Origin of the sequence: Frankia torreyi (assembly GCF_000948395.1) — a bacterium.
In the GTDB taxonomy this organism is placed as follows: Bacteria; Actinomycetota; Actinomycetes; order Frankiales; family Frankiaceae; genus Frankia; species Frankia torreyi.
This window is the reverse complement of sequence record NZ_JYFN01000029.1, coordinates 1-14,310: the sequence shown is the minus strand read 5'-3', so window position 1 is coordinate 14,310 and position 14,310 is coordinate 1. Positions and strand designations below refer to the sequence as shown.

Annotated in this window: 13 protein-coding genes; 4 read left to right on the top strand and 9 right to left on the bottom strand. The window is 71.8% G+C overall.

Annotated features, from left to right (window positions below; translation table 11 throughout):
- Positions 1-7: 7 nt before the first annotated feature.
- Positions 8-706: a CD225/dispanin family protein gene (locus tag FF36_RS40035; RefSeq protein ID WP_044886269.1), complete on the bottom strand. Its 699-nt coding sequence runs from the start codon at positions 704-706 to the stop codon at positions 8-10.
- A gap of 590 nt (positions 707-1,296) precedes the next feature.
- Here FF36_RS40035 and FF36_RS18010 point away from each other — a divergent pair.
- Positions 1,297-2,637: a glycoside hydrolase family 26 protein gene (locus FF36_RS18010; protein ID WP_044886268.1), complete on the top strand. Its 1,341-nt coding sequence runs from the start codon at positions 1,297-1,299 to the stop codon at positions 2,635-2,637.
- 16 nt (positions 2,638-2,653) lie between these two features.
- Here FF36_RS18010 and FF36_RS18005 read toward each other — a convergent pair whose 3' ends face one another.
- Together FF36_RS18005 and FF36_RS18000 are read right to left on the bottom strand one after the other, a co-directional pair.
- Positions 2,654-3,133: an NUDIX hydrolase gene (locus FF36_RS18005; protein ID WP_044886267.1), complete on the bottom strand. Its 480-nt coding sequence runs from the start codon at positions 3,131-3,133 to the stop codon at positions 2,654-2,656.
- A gap of 85 nt (positions 3,134-3,218) precedes the next feature.
- Positions 3,219-3,836 carry a TetR/AcrR family transcriptional regulator gene (locus FF36_RS18000; protein ID WP_044886266.1) on the bottom strand — a complete coding sequence of 206 codons (618 nt, stop codon included), beginning with the start codon at positions 3,834-3,836 and terminating at the stop codon, positions 3,219-3,221.
- Between the two features lie 89 nt (positions 3,837-3,925).
- On the opposite strand from FF36_RS18000, the gene FF36_RS17995 reads away from it, so the two are divergent.
- Positions 3,926-4,936, top strand: a complete 1,011-nt coding sequence (locus FF36_RS17995) for an NADP-dependent oxidoreductase (RefSeq protein WP_242422593.1) — start codon at positions 3,926-3,928, stop codon at positions 4,934-4,936.
- 82 nt (positions 4,937-5,018) lie between these two features.
- Here FF36_RS17995 and FF36_RS17990 read toward each other — a convergent pair whose 3' ends face one another.
- From FF36_RS17990 to FF36_RS17970, 5 genes are all read right to left on the bottom strand, one after another.
- Entirely contained in the window at positions 5,019-5,678 is a 660-nt protein-coding gene (locus FF36_RS17990; protein WP_044886265.1) for a TIGR03085 family metal-binding protein, read from the bottom strand.
- Between the two features lie 239 nt (positions 5,679-5,917).
- Positions 5,918-6,358: a response regulator gene (locus FF36_RS17985; protein ID WP_044886264.1), complete on the bottom strand. Its 441-nt coding sequence runs from the start codon at positions 6,356-6,358 to the stop codon at positions 5,918-5,920.
- Positions 6,355-8,103: a sensor histidine kinase gene (locus tag FF36_RS17980; RefSeq protein WP_242422592.1), complete on the bottom strand. Its 1,749-nt coding sequence runs from the start codon at positions 8,101-8,103 to the stop codon at positions 6,355-6,357. Before FF36_RS17980 ends, FF36_RS17985 begins: the two co-directional genes overlap by 4 nt.
- Positions 8,103-9,341 (bottom strand): PP2C family protein-serine/threonine phosphatase, encoded by a 1,239-nt coding sequence (locus FF36_RS17975; protein ID WP_236706060.1) that lies wholly within the window; start codon positions 9,339-9,341, stop codon positions 8,103-8,105. Before FF36_RS17975 ends, FF36_RS17980 begins: the two co-directional genes overlap by 1 nt.
- A 191-nt stretch (positions 9,342-9,532) precedes the next feature.
- The gene (locus tag FF36_RS17970) at positions 9,533-10,315 is read right to left on the bottom strand and encodes a hemerythrin domain-containing protein (RefSeq protein WP_044886315.1); all 783 of its coding nucleotides are present in this window, start codon (positions 10,313-10,315) and stop codon (positions 9,533-9,535) included.
- A gap of 203 nt (positions 10,316-10,518) precedes the next feature.
- Between FF36_RS17970 and FF36_RS17965 the strand changes: the two genes are divergently transcribed.
- Entirely contained in the window at positions 10,519-10,875 is a 357-nt protein-coding gene (locus tag FF36_RS17965) for a hypothetical protein (RefSeq protein ID WP_236706059.1), read from the top strand.
- Positions 10,876-10,932: 57 nt separating this feature from the next.
- Here FF36_RS17965 and FF36_RS17960 read toward each other — a convergent pair whose 3' ends face one another.
- Positions 10,933-12,594, bottom strand: a complete 1,662-nt coding sequence (locus FF36_RS17960) for a DUF4139 domain-containing protein (RefSeq protein ID WP_044886261.1) — start codon at positions 12,592-12,594, stop codon at positions 10,933-10,935.
- A gap of 390 nt (positions 12,595-12,984) precedes the next feature.
- On the opposite strand from FF36_RS17960, the gene corA reads away from it, so the two are divergent.
- Positions 12,985-14,220: a magnesium/cobalt transporter CorA gene (gene corA, locus FF36_RS17955; RefSeq protein ID WP_082122012.1), complete on the top strand. Its 1,236-nt coding sequence runs from the start codon at positions 12,985-12,987 to the stop codon at positions 14,218-14,220.
- Positions 14,221-14,310 lie beyond the last annotated feature (90 nt).

The window sequence follows — 14,310 nt, the reverse complement described above, 5'->3', positions numbered from 1 at the left end:
AGTGCCCTCAGACCGCGGCCGGCCCGAGCGTCGAGTACGACGTGCTCGAGCTGCTGTCGAAACCGCCGACCAGGGCCACGATGAGAAAGATGACGAACGACGCCACACCGGCGAGCACCGAGATGATGCACCACATCCGCGCCTTCTTCGAGGCGTCGAGCGCCCCGTTGACGTCGCCCATCTGCCGGCGACCGTCGACCTTGGTCGCATAGACGATCGCCACGACCCCTGCAGGCAGGCAGCACAGAATGGTCACGGCGATCGACTGCCAGAGGTAGTTCGAGATCGGCCGGCCATACGGCGGCGGCGGGCCGAATCCGCCGGGGCCGCCGTAACCCCCGGGAGCCCCATAGCCGGGCGGCGCTCCGTAGCCCTCCGGGCCGCCGAAGCCCTGCGGCGCCCCGTACCCACCGGGCGGCGGTCCGTAGCCAGGCGCCGGAGCCCCGTAGCCGCCCTGCTCGTAGCCGCCCTGGCCCTGACCGTAGCCACCCGGACCCTGGCCACCCTGGCCGTAGCCGCCCTGCTCGTAGCCGCCCTGCTCGTAGCCGCCCTGGCCCTGGCCGTAGCCACCCGGACCCGGACCCTGGCCGTAGCCGCCCTGGCCCTGGCCACCCTGGCCGTAGCCGCCTTGGCCCTGGGGGTGGCCACCCTGGTCGTGACCGCCCTGCGGGTACCCGCCCGGCGGGTACTCGGGTGGCTGGGACATACGGTGCGCTCCTGATGTCGGCGGGGCGTCCAGGCCGAAGCCCGGCCGCCGCCGCGCCTGGCTGGCATGACCACCGGGGCACCAAACCAGGAGCCGCCGACGCGCGCCGGCCATGACTCCCGATCCCTGCGGAATCCGTGGGTCACCGACGTGAACCACCACGGCGCCCCAGTCCGCGCGCACATTGTGACACAACCGGAACCTCTGCCCACCATACGTTCCACACCACGCGGCGCGATCGGAACGACCCGGGCACCGGACCGCCGGACCAGCGGACAGCCGGGGGTCCCCGAGCGGCCACCGGACCCATCAAACCCACGGCTCACACAAGGCACACACATGGCTCGAGAGCCACCAGTGCGGACGAATCACCCATAGCGCCCGAGCTGGGACAACGCCTCGAATTCCGTCCGTGTAGGGTCTCGTCGTATCTAACTAGGCAGCCAGTCGGGGCACCGAGGGGGTAACCCGGCAGCCGATCCATACATCTCAGGCCGCTGCGCGACACGGAGGTCATCAGCTTCGACGCCGAAGCAGGGACCCGGGGGGGTTCTGACGACGCCACCGCCACGCACGGAGGGATACCCGCGGTGAAACACCGATCGGAGGGCAACCCCAGCCCGCCCAGAGCCCGAGCCGGCTCCCGACGTCGACGCCGCCGCCCACACCATCCCGCCTGGATCGCCTCACTCGGCGTCCTGGCCCTGCTGGCGGCCGCCCTCGGCTGGAACATCGCCCCCGCACACGACTCGGCCGGCGAGAACGGCTCCACCACCGTCGAGGCCGCCGCCGTCCACGTGAACTCGCGCCATCGCGGCGGCGACCCGAAGGCGACGCCCAGCGCGTCGGCGCGGCCGAGCGGCACGGGCCGCAGTCACGTCACGGCCGCATCGCCGTCGTCTCCCAGCCAATCGGCCGCGGGCGCGCCGACCGGCACGACCGCCGCGAAGCCGGCGGTACCGGCCCTCACCAAGCCGACGATCCCGACCACGCAGCCAACGACGAAGCCACCGGCCGCCCAGGTACCCGTCGTGCCCGTCGGCGGCGGGGGCGGCTCCGTGCCCGGCGGCATGAGCGGCGTCTCCGCCGGCTCGATGACCCAGGTGCGAGCGTGGGAGAGCTTCCGCGGCTCGTCCGTCAACGCCGTGCTCACCTTCGCCGACCGGTCGAGCTGGCAGACCATCACCAACCCCTGGGTCGGCAGCGGGCCGGAGAAGTTCTCGACGTTCAACGGCACCTGGGTCATCTCGCAGCCCTTCTTCCCGACCGGCGGCGGCGACATGAACTCGTGCGCGAGCGGCGCCTACTCCGGCCACTGGGCCGACTTCGGCCGCTGGCTGGTCGGCAAGGGCCGCCCGGCGAGCATCATCCGGCTCGCCTGGGAGTTCAACGGCAACTGGTTCCCCTGGTCGGTGTCCAAGACGAGCGCCACCACGTGGGTGAACTGCTTCCGGCAGGTCGTCGGCGCGATCCGCTCGACGGACCCGCAGGCCCGGATCGACTGGGCGCTCAACGCCCACAGCGGCGGTGCCTGGTCGGTGTACCCGGGTGACCAGTACGTCGACATCATCGGCATCGACAGCTACGACCAGTGGCCGGCGAGCACCACCGACGCGGCCTTCGCCCAGCAGTGCGCCGACCCGACCGGCCTGTGCTCGGTGATCGCGTTCGCGCGGGTGCACGGCAAGCAGTTCTCGGTCCCCGAGTGGGGGCTGGTCTCCAAGTCCGACACGGGCGCGGGCCGGGCCGGGCAGGCCGGCGGGGACAACCCCGTCTACATCCGCAACATGTACCAGACGTTCGCCGCGAACCGGGACGTGCTCGCCTACGAGACGTACTTCAACAACTCCGAGGCCGGCAACGTGCACTCGTCCCTGGTCGGCCCGAACGAGAACCCGAGCGCCGCCGCCACCTACGCCTCGCTGTGGTGAACCGCGTGGCGGGGCGTCACAGTCGGATCGGCGCCGCCGGCGGTCCCGAGCGCAGCCAACCCTCGACGAGGCCGACCAGGCGCGTCGGATACACGGTCTGCTCCGTCGCCCGCAGCTCGGGCACGGTCCACCAGGCCCAGCCGAGGAGCGACCCGCGTTCGGTCTCCGTCCAGGACGACGGGTCGAGTTCGAGGCGGTGTGGGACCCGCGCGACGTAGAACGTGTCGAACTGCTGGAACGTGCGGCCCAGGAAGGTGAACGACGCCCGGCGGGTGGCGACCGCCGGGCCCGGGTCGGCCAGGCGGTAACCGACCTCCTCGAACACCTCCCGGACCGCGGCCTGCTCGGTGCTCTCCCCCTCGTCAAGGCCGCCGCCGGGCACATGCCACCACTGCGGGGCGTCGTCGAGGGTCGGATCGTGCGACCTGAGCAGGAGCACCGCGTCGGAAGGGTCGACAAGCACGACCCGCGCGGCCAGGCGAATCTGCAGGGCCATCCCACCAGCCTCGCAGCCCGGGTCGTCCCCACCGGCACCCAACCGTCGCGATGTGGCGGGAATCGCGGCCGTCCCACGGCCAGGTTCACCTGTCCGCGTGCTCGACAACGTCAGCGGCGGGCCCGCGGGCGGCATTCCCCCCGACATCGCTGCTCGCTCGATCCGTCAGGATCGCGCTCGCGACAACACCGACGAGATGATCGGCGCGTGGCGCGAGCGAGGGTTGGTCGCCGAGCCAGGCGAGCGCCCCGGCCAGCGCAAACAGGTCAGTGCCATCGATGTCGGTCCGCGCCATGCCCTCGGCCTGAGCTCGGATGAGCAGCCGCGTGCCTGCCGCGCGCATCGTGACGCACGAAGCATGGAGTGCGGACTGCGCGTCCGCGATGGCGGCCATCATCGACGCCACAACGCCGCGATAGGTGTGCGCGCACGCGACGAAGTCGCGTAGCCACGACACGAGAGCATCCTCGGGCGAGCCCGACGTCTCGAGGTCGCCCGCCCTTGCCGTCAGCTCGTCGAAGCCGGTGCGGAGCAAGGCCTCGAGCAACGCCTCTCGCGTCGGGAAGTGACGGTACAGCGTGCCGAGCCCGACGCCAGCCTTGCGGGCGATGTCGCGCAGCGATGCGTCGGCGCCTTGCTCGGTCACGACGGCGCGCGCGACGGCGAGTAGGTGGTCGTAGTTCTTCCTGGCGTCGGCTCGCATAGTGCCCACCTTGACAATCGGAGCAGTGCTCCATATATTCGGAGCAGTGCTCCGATAAGTGTACCCAGCTGCGCTGAACAGGGGAAGCGATGCCGACGAGCACGATGAAGGCGATTCGGCTGCACGAGCACGGTGGTCCCGAGGTGCTGCGTTACGACGAGGTGCCGATTCCCGCGCCGAAGCCGGGCGAGGTGCTCGTTCGCGTGCACGCGGTCGGCGTCAACCCCCCCGACTGGTACGTGCGCGAAGGAATGCCCAACGTGCCTCCTGAGATAAGGCCGCCTTTGCACTTGCCCATCATTCCGGGGACGGACGTGTCGGGCGTCGTCGAGGCCGTCGCCGCGGATGTGGATGGCCTCTCCCGCGGCGATGAGGTCTTCGGCCTCCTTCGCTTTCCCAGCCTCGAGGCCAGCGCCTACGCCGAGTATGTGGCTGCGCCCGCGTCGAACTTCGCACGCAAGCCGGCTCGCATCGATCACGTGCAGGCGGCAGGGGTGCCCATGGCAGGGCTCACCGCCTGGCAGTTCCTGATCGAGCTCGGGCACGATCAGCTGTCGCCGTTTCAAGCGACGCAGCATCGCCCGATGGCACTCGGCGCCGACACGACGGTGCTCATCAACGGCGCCGCGGGCGGCGTGGGGCACTTCGCGGTGCAGCTAGCAAAATGGAAGCGTGCACGCATCATCGCGGTGGCGTCGAGTGCGCATGAGTCGTTCCTGCGCGAGCTCGGCGCCGACCAGTTCATCGACTACACCAAGAGCCGTCCCGAGGAAGTCGCGCACAACGTTGATCTCGTTCTCGATACCGTCGGCGGTCCCGACAGCAGTCGTTTCCTGCGCACGCTCAGGCGCGGCGGCGCACTGTACCCGGTGTTCTTCGGTGGCTACAACCCCGCGGAAACCGCGAAGCTGGGCGTCACGATCTCGGGCACCCAAGTGCGCTCGAACGGCTCGCAGCTCGCGGAACTCGGATCCTTGCTCGATGCGGGCACGCTGCGCGTCGCCCTGGACAGCACGTTTCCGCTTGCGGATGCTCGAGGGGCGCACGAACGAGCCGCCCGTGGGCACATCCAAGGCAAGATCGTACTCACGGTCGCGTGACCTCGTCCCGCACCGACCGCCTCGTCCGGGCGGACGCCGCTCGGCGTGTCACCAACCCGGTACAACGTTCATGGACGGCGCGCTAAAGACCTACGGGGGTGGCGCGCAGGAGCTCGACGTCGTCGTCGGCGCCGCGCAACTCGACCCGTGCGGCCTCGACCCGCCCGAACGCGTAGAGGACGAGTTCCTCCGGCGGCCCCATGATCTCCACGGTCGGCTCGCCGGCGTGCAGGGTGCGCCGGCCTGGCCGATCCGTGCGCTCGGCGACGACACCGACGCCGGCCCGGCGGAACCCGGCGAATCCGATCAGCCACAGGGCCATCCACATCGCGTCGCGGCCCGTGTCGTCCAGCGGGCGCGGCTCCCAGCCGGCGTCCGCGCGGCGGATGTCCTCGGCGTGGACGAAGAACTCGACGAAGTTCGCCGCATCGTCGATCAGCCCGACGCGGGTCGGTTGCCACCACGGCGGTCCGGCCCGGAAGGTCTCGACCAGCTCGGGATAGGGATGGGCCCGCATGGTGGCCCGCTCGGCCCGCTCGGTGATGCCGTGCAGGCTGCTGATGACCAGGCCGGGCGCGGCCCAGGGCACCCGCTCCCGGGTGACGAGGTGCGCGACCAGATCGTGGTTGGTCCACCCGGTGCAGAGGGTGGGATGACCCGGGCCGAGGTCGGTGAGCAGATCCGCGAGCGCCTGCCGCTGTGCGCGGGCGCGGCGCTGGGCGGGTTCCGGTCCGGTCGCCATGAGCCGCACTCTAGGCGACGCCGGCCGTGACGGGGCGCACCGCGACGGGCGCCGCGCACCGATTCCCCGACCTTTGCCCCGCCCGGGACCGCCCGGCACCGGCGGGAGGAGCGCCGCCCGGCAGGTCATCCACCCCGCAGTCGGCCAGCATCGGCGATGCCACCGTCGCCACCGGTGAGATGTCCCACCGGCGCCGTGCCACCCGGCGGTGCGGGCGGCGGGCGGCGGGCCAGGTGGGTCTACTGGCCGGGCAGGCGGGCGACCGTCACGAAGAAGTCGTCGATGTGGCGCACCACCGCCACGAACCGCTCGAAGTCGACGGGCTTGGTGATGTAGGCATTGGCGTGCAGGTCGTAGCTGCGCAGCACGTCCTCTTCGGCTTCGGAGGTGGTGAGCACCACCACCGGGATCCGCCGTAGCCGCTCGTCGGCCTTGACCTCGCGCAGCACTTCCCGCCCGTCGCGGCGCGGCAGATTCAGGTCGAGCAGGATCAGGTCGGGGCGGGGCGCGCCCGCGTACTCCCCCTCGCCGCGCAGGTAGGCCAGCGCCTCGACACCGTCGCTGACCACGTTGAGATGGTTGCGCAGCTTGTGATCCTCGAACGCCTCCCGGGTCATCAGCACGTCCCCGGGATCATCCTCGACGAGAAGCACCTCGACAGGAACGAGCGATTCGCTCACGATGATCCTCCGGATGGCCGTGCGCTGCTGGGGGCGGGGGCAGGGGTGGACGGTGCGGGTGCGGGCGGTTCATCCGCGGACGCCGGTGCCGCCGACGCCGCCGACGGCGGGGACAGCAGGCCGACGGCGTCGACCAGCGCGGCCGGCTCGGACATCGAGGCCGGCAGGGACCTCTTCGGCAGGGTGAACCGGAAGGTCGTGCCGTGATCCACGGTCGCGTCCAGCCAGATCCTGCCGCCGTGGAACTCGACGATCTTGCGGCACAGGGCCAGCCCGATGCCCGTGCCCTCGTACACGTCCCGGCCGTGCAGGCGCTGGAAGATCACAAAGATCTTCTCGGCGTACTCCGGGTCGATGCCGATGCCGTTGTCCGCGCAGGCGAACTCCCACTCCTCTGCCCGCTCGACGGCGCTGACATGCACGCGCGGGACCTCGTCGCCGCGGAACTTCAGCGCGTTGCCGATCAGGTTCGTCAGCAACTGGGCGAGCAGCACCGGATCCCCCCGCACGACGGGCAGCTCGTCGGCGGTGACCTCGGCCTGCAGGCTCTCGATCGTCAGGGAGAGGGTGGTCGTGGCCCGGCCGAGGATGTCGCCGAGCGGGATGTCGACGAAGCCCTCGGTGGTCCGCCCGACCCGGGAGAAGGCGAGCAGGTCGTTGATGAGCTGCTGCATCCGCTTGGCGCCGTCGACGGCGAAGGCGATGTACTGCGTGCCCCGCTCGTCGAGCTTGTCGCCGTAGCGCCGCTCCAGCAGCTGGCAGAAGCTGGCCACCTTCCGCAGCGGCTCCTGCAGGTCGTGCGAGGCGACGTAGGCGAACTGTTCCAGGTCACGGTTGGACCGCTGCAGGACCTCGGCCTGCGTCTCCACCGCGATGCGCGCCGCCCGCGCGACCCCCAGTTCACCCAGGAGCTGCTGGCGCATCGACTCCACGTCGCTGGCCAGCGCGATCATGTCGGGCGGCCCCGCGGGTTTGACCACGTGGTCCAGCCGGCCGGAGGCCACGGTGCGCGCGTCGCCGGCCACCTGCTCGATCGGCCGGGTGACCCAGACCCGCAACGCCCGCGCGATCGCCGCCAGCAGGACGACCAGGACCAGCGCGCCGATCGCCAGGGCGAGGACGAGGAAGCGCAGCGCGTCGCCGACGTTGTCCCGGGCCGTGATCGCCTTCGTCCGCAGCGCCGACTCCAGGTCGTCGGACGCGGCGCGGACCGCGTCGAAGCGCCGCTTGCCGAGCTCTGGCGACAGCAGCGTCGCCGCCTTCGGTCCCCGGTCGCGGACAGCGGTGATGGCCGGGTCGGCGTAGTCGCGGTGCCAGGCCCGGATCCGGTCCTGGAGGGTGGTGAGCTTCCCGAGCAGGTCAGGCCGCTCGGCAAGGCGGCGTTGCAGGTCCGCAAGCTGGGCGCTCTCTTCGCGGCGGCCGTTGTCGTAGGGCTCGAGGAACTCCTCGCGGGCCTGGAGCAGGTAGCCCCGCATGCCGGTCTCCTGGTCGACCAGGCTGCTGACGAGTTGCGCGGAGCCCAGCAGGGCCGGGGCCATGATGTCGCTGCGGGTGTGGATGGCGTTGTCGAGCCGCACCAGCGACGACACGACCAGCCCGACGATGATGAGCAGGGCCGCCGCCGCGGCCGTGTAGGTCACCCCAAGCCGGCGCCGCAACCGCCAGCTTCGAGCGAACGCCAACCCGAACCGCCCGAACCGCCCGGACGGGCCGTCCGGGCCGGAAGATCCACGGGGCTTTGCCATCAGTCGGCCCCCCACATCAGCAGCAGCAGGGCGACGTCGTCGGTGAGTGGGCCGCCGTTGCGGGCCTCGACCCGGTCGATGAGGCTGTCGAGCAGGCCGTCCGGCCCGTCCGGGGGCCAGAGCCGGGCGATCTCGGGCAGCACGCCCTCCCAGCCGAGGGGCTCCCCGCCCGGCCCCTCCCGACCTTCCAGCAGGCCGTCGGTCGCCAGCAGCAGCACCCACCGCGGGCCGAGTTCGACCAGCACATCCTCGGTGAGGTCCTCGTCGAGGATGCCCAGCGCCGGCCCGACGACGTCACCGGGCAGCGCGGCAAGCCGGGGGTGCAGCAGCGCGGGCGGTGGGTGGCCGGCCAGCCGCATCCGCATCGAATCCCGGTCGGGCGCGATCGAGAGGGCACAGACGGTGGCGAAGATCTCCTCGTGTTCGCGTTCGCTGACCAGCACCCGCTGGAGATACCCGAGCCGGTCGGCCTCCGCCACCCCGGCCAGGACGAGGGTGCGCCAGGCGATGCGCAGGCTGACCCCGAGGGCGGCCTCGTCCGGGCCGTGCCCGCAGACGTCGCCGAGCAGCACGTGGACCGTCCCGTCGGGGGTGGACACCATGTCGTAGAAGTCGCCGCCGAGCAGCGACTGCTGCCGACCAGGCCGGTAGCGGGCGGCGTGGCGCAGCCGGCGGTCGTCATAGAGCGGACGGGGCAGCAGCCCCCGTTCGAGCCGGGCCCGCTCGTCCGCTTGCAGCTCCGACTCGCGCAGCGCCTGGGCCGCCGTGTCGGCGCGCTTGCGCTCGATCGCGTAGCGCACGGCACGCACCAGATCCCGCCCATCGACCTGGCCCTTGACGAGGTAGTCCTGGGCTCCGGCGGCGACCGCCTGGGCGCCCCGGTACTCGTCGACCAGACCGGTGAGCACGACCACCGGCGCGCCCGCCTCCACCGCCAGCAGCCGGCGCAGCGCCGAGAGGCCCTCGCTGTCGGGCAACCCGAGGTCCAACAGCACGCAGGCGACCTGCTCGCTACGGCGGACCGCCTCGGCCACCGTGCGCACCCGGGTTAGTTCAACCGGCGCCGCAACCTCGTCGAACAGCTCGGACACCAGGAAGGCGTCCGCGTCATCGTCCTCGACGAGGAGTATCGGCCAAACCACATCCGCCGGTTCCGTTCCTGGCACCCGGACCGCGGTGCTCTCGGTTCCTGACACATCTCCTCGGCAGTGCACGACACGCGGGCCATTTAGGCCCATCCTGGACCCGAAGCATGGCATGCCCAGGGGTGACCGCGCGCAACGGAACGCCGAACGCGCTACGCGCCACGGCCGCTACCAGAGCGAGGTTAGGACTATTTCACCATCGGGTCAGGCCAGGCGGTGCTCGATCCGCCGGAGTTCCGTGGGGACGACCACACCGGGCCCGTGATGGGCGAGCGCCGGTGGGCTCAGCGCCGCAGGCCGGACCCGCTCTCGGACCCGCTCTCGGACCCGGACTGGGACCCGGACTGGGACTGGTCGGCTGGCGGCGCGAGCTCATCCGCCGCCGGCCACTCCGGGGCGGGCGAGGTGGGCCGGCCGAGCAGGTACCAGCCCCACAGCCCGGCAGGCGCGGGGGCCCGCACCGGGGCGCCGGCCACCTCGCGCGAATCCATCACGTCGAGCAGATGGTCGAAGCTGCCGAGCAGCCGGACCGCCAGGCTGCCGCCGAAGATCCCACCGTGCCCGAGATGCGGGTGGGGTCGGGTCGGGGCGTGGCGCATGGCGTCGGCGAAGCGGTCGAGCAGGTGCCGGCGGTCCGCCTCGGAGAGCCGTTCGGTGAGCTCACGCAGCAGCTCGTCCTCTGCCTTCGCGTGCTCGGCGAGCAGCGCCGCGAGGTCTCGCCGCAGGCTGGCGACGCTGCCCGCCGGGCGATTGAGATCCCCCTGCACGTACTGCTCGATGCCGCGCATCACCGACGAGCACCGGCGGGCCAGCCGGCCCAGCTCCGCGACCCGCGCCCGGCCGCCCGGCACCCGGCGGGCCATCTCCGGGTAGACGACTGCCTCCATCGCACTGAGGTGGGCCGAGACGGCCGCCACCGCCGCGTCGCTGGCGTGCAGCGCCTGGCGCGGATCGGTGGGGGACGCGTCCGGGGGGGAGGCCGCGTCGCGGCCGTCGCGGGACAGTTCAAGGAGATGGACAGCATCCTCGTGCGCCGCGTCCACCAGGGTCGTCAACGTCTCAGCCATGATCACCTCACCCGTGATGGGTCGAAACGTAGCGGAGAGTTACTGGCACAGTGAAGCTACGCCTTCGCGACCGGGGCCGCATCCCGACGGTCCTCACGCAAGGGGACCGAGAGCATCACAAAAGGTGCCGGTCGCCCACATCGATGCCTACCGTAAGGAAGGATTCCACTACTATTGCGGACATGATTGGCAGTAATGTCCCCATGGCCCGGGACCAGGCCGTCTTCGCCGCCCGCTCGCGCCTCGTCGACGTCCGGCGTCGGTTTCTCGGCCATGACCTTCCGCCCCTGGGGGCCCTGATCATCCGCCATCAGGTGGCGGTCCCGGACGGGGCTGAATGGCCCTGGGCCCTGGTGTCCAACTGGCAGCACGCGACCCTGCTGGGCGGGCGCAGCCTGAACGACGGCGCGCACCCGTCGGTGGCGCACATCCGGATGGGCCGACCCCTGCGCATCCGCAGCGCCGACGTCGTCGACTGGGCGATCATCGACGCCCGCGGCGAGATCGTCGAGGGCGCGTGGACCCGCCGGCTGCGCGCCCCGGCGGACACGACCACCTGAGCGGCATCCGCTCCGGACGGCACTGCCTCTCCGGGCAGCACTGCCTCTCCGGACGGCTCAGTCGCGCCAGCCGGTCAGCTCCATCCCGCGAGGATGCTCCAGCCGGAACGAGAACTCCACCCGCCCGGTCGCGCCCGGATCGAGCGCAAGCGTCCACGAAAGCAGGCCGACGTCGGTCCGCTCGTCCGGTTCGGGCCGTGCCTGGAAGTCCCGGACGGTGACGCTCTCGTGCCGGGAGACCGGGATCTGGTCGCGCACCACCGTCCGGACCGGCCGGGGGGTGTGGTTGGTCACCTCGATGCGGTAGCCGGCCTCGATCCGCCGGTTGCCGCCGACCACGCGGCGTCCCGTGGCGCGGTGGACCAGCTCGCGCTCGACCCGCACCCGGTCGTCGACGCCGAGATGCAGCTCGACCTCGGCCCCCGGCGGCACCGTGCCGATGGTGCCGCTGCCGGCGAAGTCCCCGCCGTGGAAGATCGAGACCTTGCCGGGCAGCAGGGTGTGCGGCGAGGTGTTGGTGATGGTGGCCCGCAGGTAGGCGTCGGGAGAGATCCTGGGAACGGTCAGATGATCGAGAGTGGCGCCGAACTCGATTACCGCGACGGTGAGGCGGTGCCGGTCGCCGTCGGCCGGGATCGCGACCTGTCGGGGCGGCCGGTACGTCGCCGACCCGGCGAAGTCGATCTCCGGTTCGTCGGCCACCGCCGTCCTCAGGACCTTCACCTGCTTCGCCTTCGACCGACCTCGGGACAGGCCCTGCGGCGGCCCACCGGCGGCGAACATCGCCGGCGTCGGGGCCGCAGCCGGCGGCGGGGGCGGCGGCGGTTGGCTCAGGTCCACGAACTGGGGGGTGAGCTCGGGCAGTTCCGCGTGCGCGGCCGGGCGGGCCGTCGAGAGCACGAGATCGGCCGTGTCCGGCCAGTCCTCGCCGCTGCGCTGGGCAATCAACGCGAACCAGGTCAACGTGACCCGCTCCCCCTCGAGGCGAGCGTCGTAGCCGGCCCGCCAGCCCGCGGTCGGGACCAGATACGTCACCTCCAGCTCGACCTCGACTCCCTCGTCGGCGGCCTTCCGGCCGGCCTTGTCGCCAGCATCGAGGTCGAGGTTCACGACGACGGTGCGGGTGTCCGGGACGCGGGGGGCCTGCCGGGCCTCGATCGTCCGGTCGAGCGCCGCGAGCCGCCGTTCGAGGTCGGCCCGGCGCTCGGCGAGGGCGCGGCGGCGGGTGTGGACCTCGCCGATCCGGGCCGCGAGCAGGTCCTCGGCGGTGGCCAACCCCTCGGCGGCAGCGGGGGTCGAGGCCCAGGACCGTGCCAGGGCGGCGGCCGCGGTGCGCGTCGCGATGTCGAGGAAGCCCCGCCGTGCCTGCTCGGCGTCATCCTCGTCGGCGATGGTGGACAGCTCGGCGGCCAGCGCGAGCCGGCGCGTGGCGAGATCCGCGCCGGCGGTGTCGGCGGGCTCCGGGTGCGTACGGGCGACCACGTCGACCCCGAGCACCCGGCCCGGTCCCCGGCCGCCGACGCGGACCGAGTCGGGCGCGAGCTCCCAGGGCAGGCCGTCCAGCTCGACCCGGACGCCCGCCCCCGCGGACCCGTCACCCACGGGAACGGGCAGTCGGACCCGGCCCCGCCGGATGATCCGGGCGCCCCGGGGGTGGATGACGACCGAGGCGATCGGCGCGTCGAGTCGCACGGGCTGCGGCAGGTCATCGCTCACCATGGCCGATCAGCCTAGTGCGCGGATGATCAGCCTGCGGACCGCCCGTCCACCCCCGCCGCGTCGCGGATCAGCCTGGTACGGCGAGGAACTCGTCAGGATCGGACACGACGCGCGTCTCGTCCTCGACCACGAGGCCGCCCACGTCGGCGAACGGGATCCCACGGCGCGCGGGCCGCCCGGCGCATCGCGGCAACGCGCGGCGACCATCGACTGTGGGCGGCCGGGTGCTCGAGCGGCCGGAGCCCCGGGCGACGGGTCACCCGAGCGCGAGGACGTAGGCACCCCGGAACGTAGGCACCCGGGAACGTAGGCACCCGGGAACGTGGCAACTCGGGAACGTGGGTAACTGGCAACGTGAGCGGCGGGAAAGCGGGCGAGGGAAAAGAGGCGATGGTGCGAGACGACGCGGCAAGCGCGGAGCCGATGCGCGCGGGACCGGGCGGTCACCCGGGCGTGCCCGGCCAGGTGGGTGGCGAGCATCCGGTGCTCGGCGCCCTGGAGGACGCTCTGGGGCAGGCGTCGGCGAACGCGCACCGGCTTGCCGGCGCGCTAAGCCGGCCGGTGTCGCTGGTCCGGGTCGGCCGCAAGCGCCGCCGGGCGCCGCGGGTCGAGCTGCCGGCGACGCCCGACGGCCGGGTGATGGCGTGCGGGGTCTACAGCCAGGGGCAGTGCGTGACGATGGACGTCGATCATTCCGACGCGCTGCGGGTGGCGCGGACCGAACGCGACGGCTTCGCCTGGCTGGGCCTGTTCGAGCCCAGTTACGACCAGCTCGCCGCCATCGCGCAGGAGTACGGCCTGGACAAGCTCGCCGTGGAGGACGCGGTCACCGGCGGCCAGCGGCCCAAGCTCGAGCAGTACGAGAACCACCTGTTCGTGGTGCTCAAGACCGCCAGCTATGTGGCGCACACCGAGGTGACGGATACCTCCGAGGTGGTCACCACCGGCGAGATCATGATCTTCCTCGGCGAGGACTTCGTGGTGACGGTGCGGCACGGCCAGCACGGGGAGATGACCAGGCTGCGGGGCCGACTCGAGGCCGCCCCGGAGATGCTCCGGCACGGGCCGACCTCGGTGCTGCATGCCATCTGCGACAGCGTCGTCGACAACTACGTCGACACCGTGGAGAAGATCCAGGTCGACGTCGACCAGATCGAGGCCGGCGTGTTCCGGCGCGACCAGATCCCGTCCACGGAAAGCGCCTACCAGTTGAAGCGCGAGCTGCTGGAGCTCAAGCACGCCGTCCAGCCGCTGGCTGGCCCGCTGCGCACGCTCACGACGGACGGCCCGCGGCTGGTCGATGCGGCGATGCGGCGGTACTTCCGGGACGTCGCCGACCATCTCGAGCAGGTCAGCGAGCGCATCGAACACTTCGACGAGCTGCTGTCGTCGGTGCTGCAGGCCACCCTGACCCAGGTGACGATCGCCCAGAACGAGGACATGCGGCGGATCAGCGCCTGGGTCGCGATCGCCGCCGTTCCCACGGCCCTGGCCGGGATCTACGGAATGAACTTCGAGCACATGCCCGAACTGCGCCAGACCTGGGGTTACCCGGCGGTCCTTGCCGTGATGGCGACGGCATGCCTGTTTCTGTACCGGTCATTCAAACGCAACGGCTGGCTCTAGTAGACCGTCGCCACTAATGTTTGGGGTATAGGTGGCGGAGTTTGGTGCGGGCGTCGGCGGTGGTGAAGTGCCAGTGGACTTGGCGCTGGT

Coding starts and splice junctions, on each gene's coding strand:
- FF36_RS40035 (WP_044886269.1), bottom strand. CDS start 706: ATGTCCCAGCCACCCGAGTACCCGCCGGGCGGGTACCCGCAGGGCGGT.
- FF36_RS18005 (WP_044886267.1), bottom strand. CDS start 3,133: ATGGCCCTGCAGATTCGCCTGGCCGCGCGGGTCGTGCTTGTCGACCCT.
- FF36_RS18000 (WP_044886266.1), bottom strand. CDS start 3,836: ATGCGAGCCGACGCCAGGAAGAACTACGACCACCTACTCGCCGTCGCG.
- FF36_RS17995 (WP_242422593.1), top strand. CDS start 3,926: ATGCCGACGAGCACGATGAAGGCGATTCGGCTGCACGAGCACGGTGGT.
- FF36_RS17990 (WP_044886265.1), bottom strand. CDS start 5,678: ATGGCGACCGGACCGGAACCCGCCCAGCGCCGCGCCCGCGCACAGCGG.
- FF36_RS17980 (WP_242422592.1), bottom strand. CDS start 8,103: ATGGCAAAGCCCCGTGGATCTTCCGGCCCGGACGGCCCGTCCGGGCGG.
- FF36_RS17975 (WP_236706060.1), bottom strand. CDS start 9,341: ATGGGCCTAAATGGCCCGCGTGTCGTGCACTGCCGAGGAGATGTGTCA.
- FF36_RS17970 (WP_044886315.1), bottom strand. CDS start 10,315: ATGGCTGAGACGTTGACGACCCTGGTGGACGCGGCGCACGAGGATGCT.
- FF36_RS17965 (WP_236706059.1), top strand. CDS start 10,519: ATGGCCCGGGACCAGGCCGTCTTCGCCGCCCGCTCGCGCCTCGTCGAC.
- FF36_RS17960 (WP_044886261.1), bottom strand. CDS start 12,594: ATGGTGAGCGATGACCTGCCGCAGCCCGTGCGACTCGACGCGCCGATC.
- corA (WP_082122012.1), top strand. CDS start 12,985: ATGGTGCGAGACGACGCGGCAAGCGCGGAGCCGATGCGCGCGGGACCG.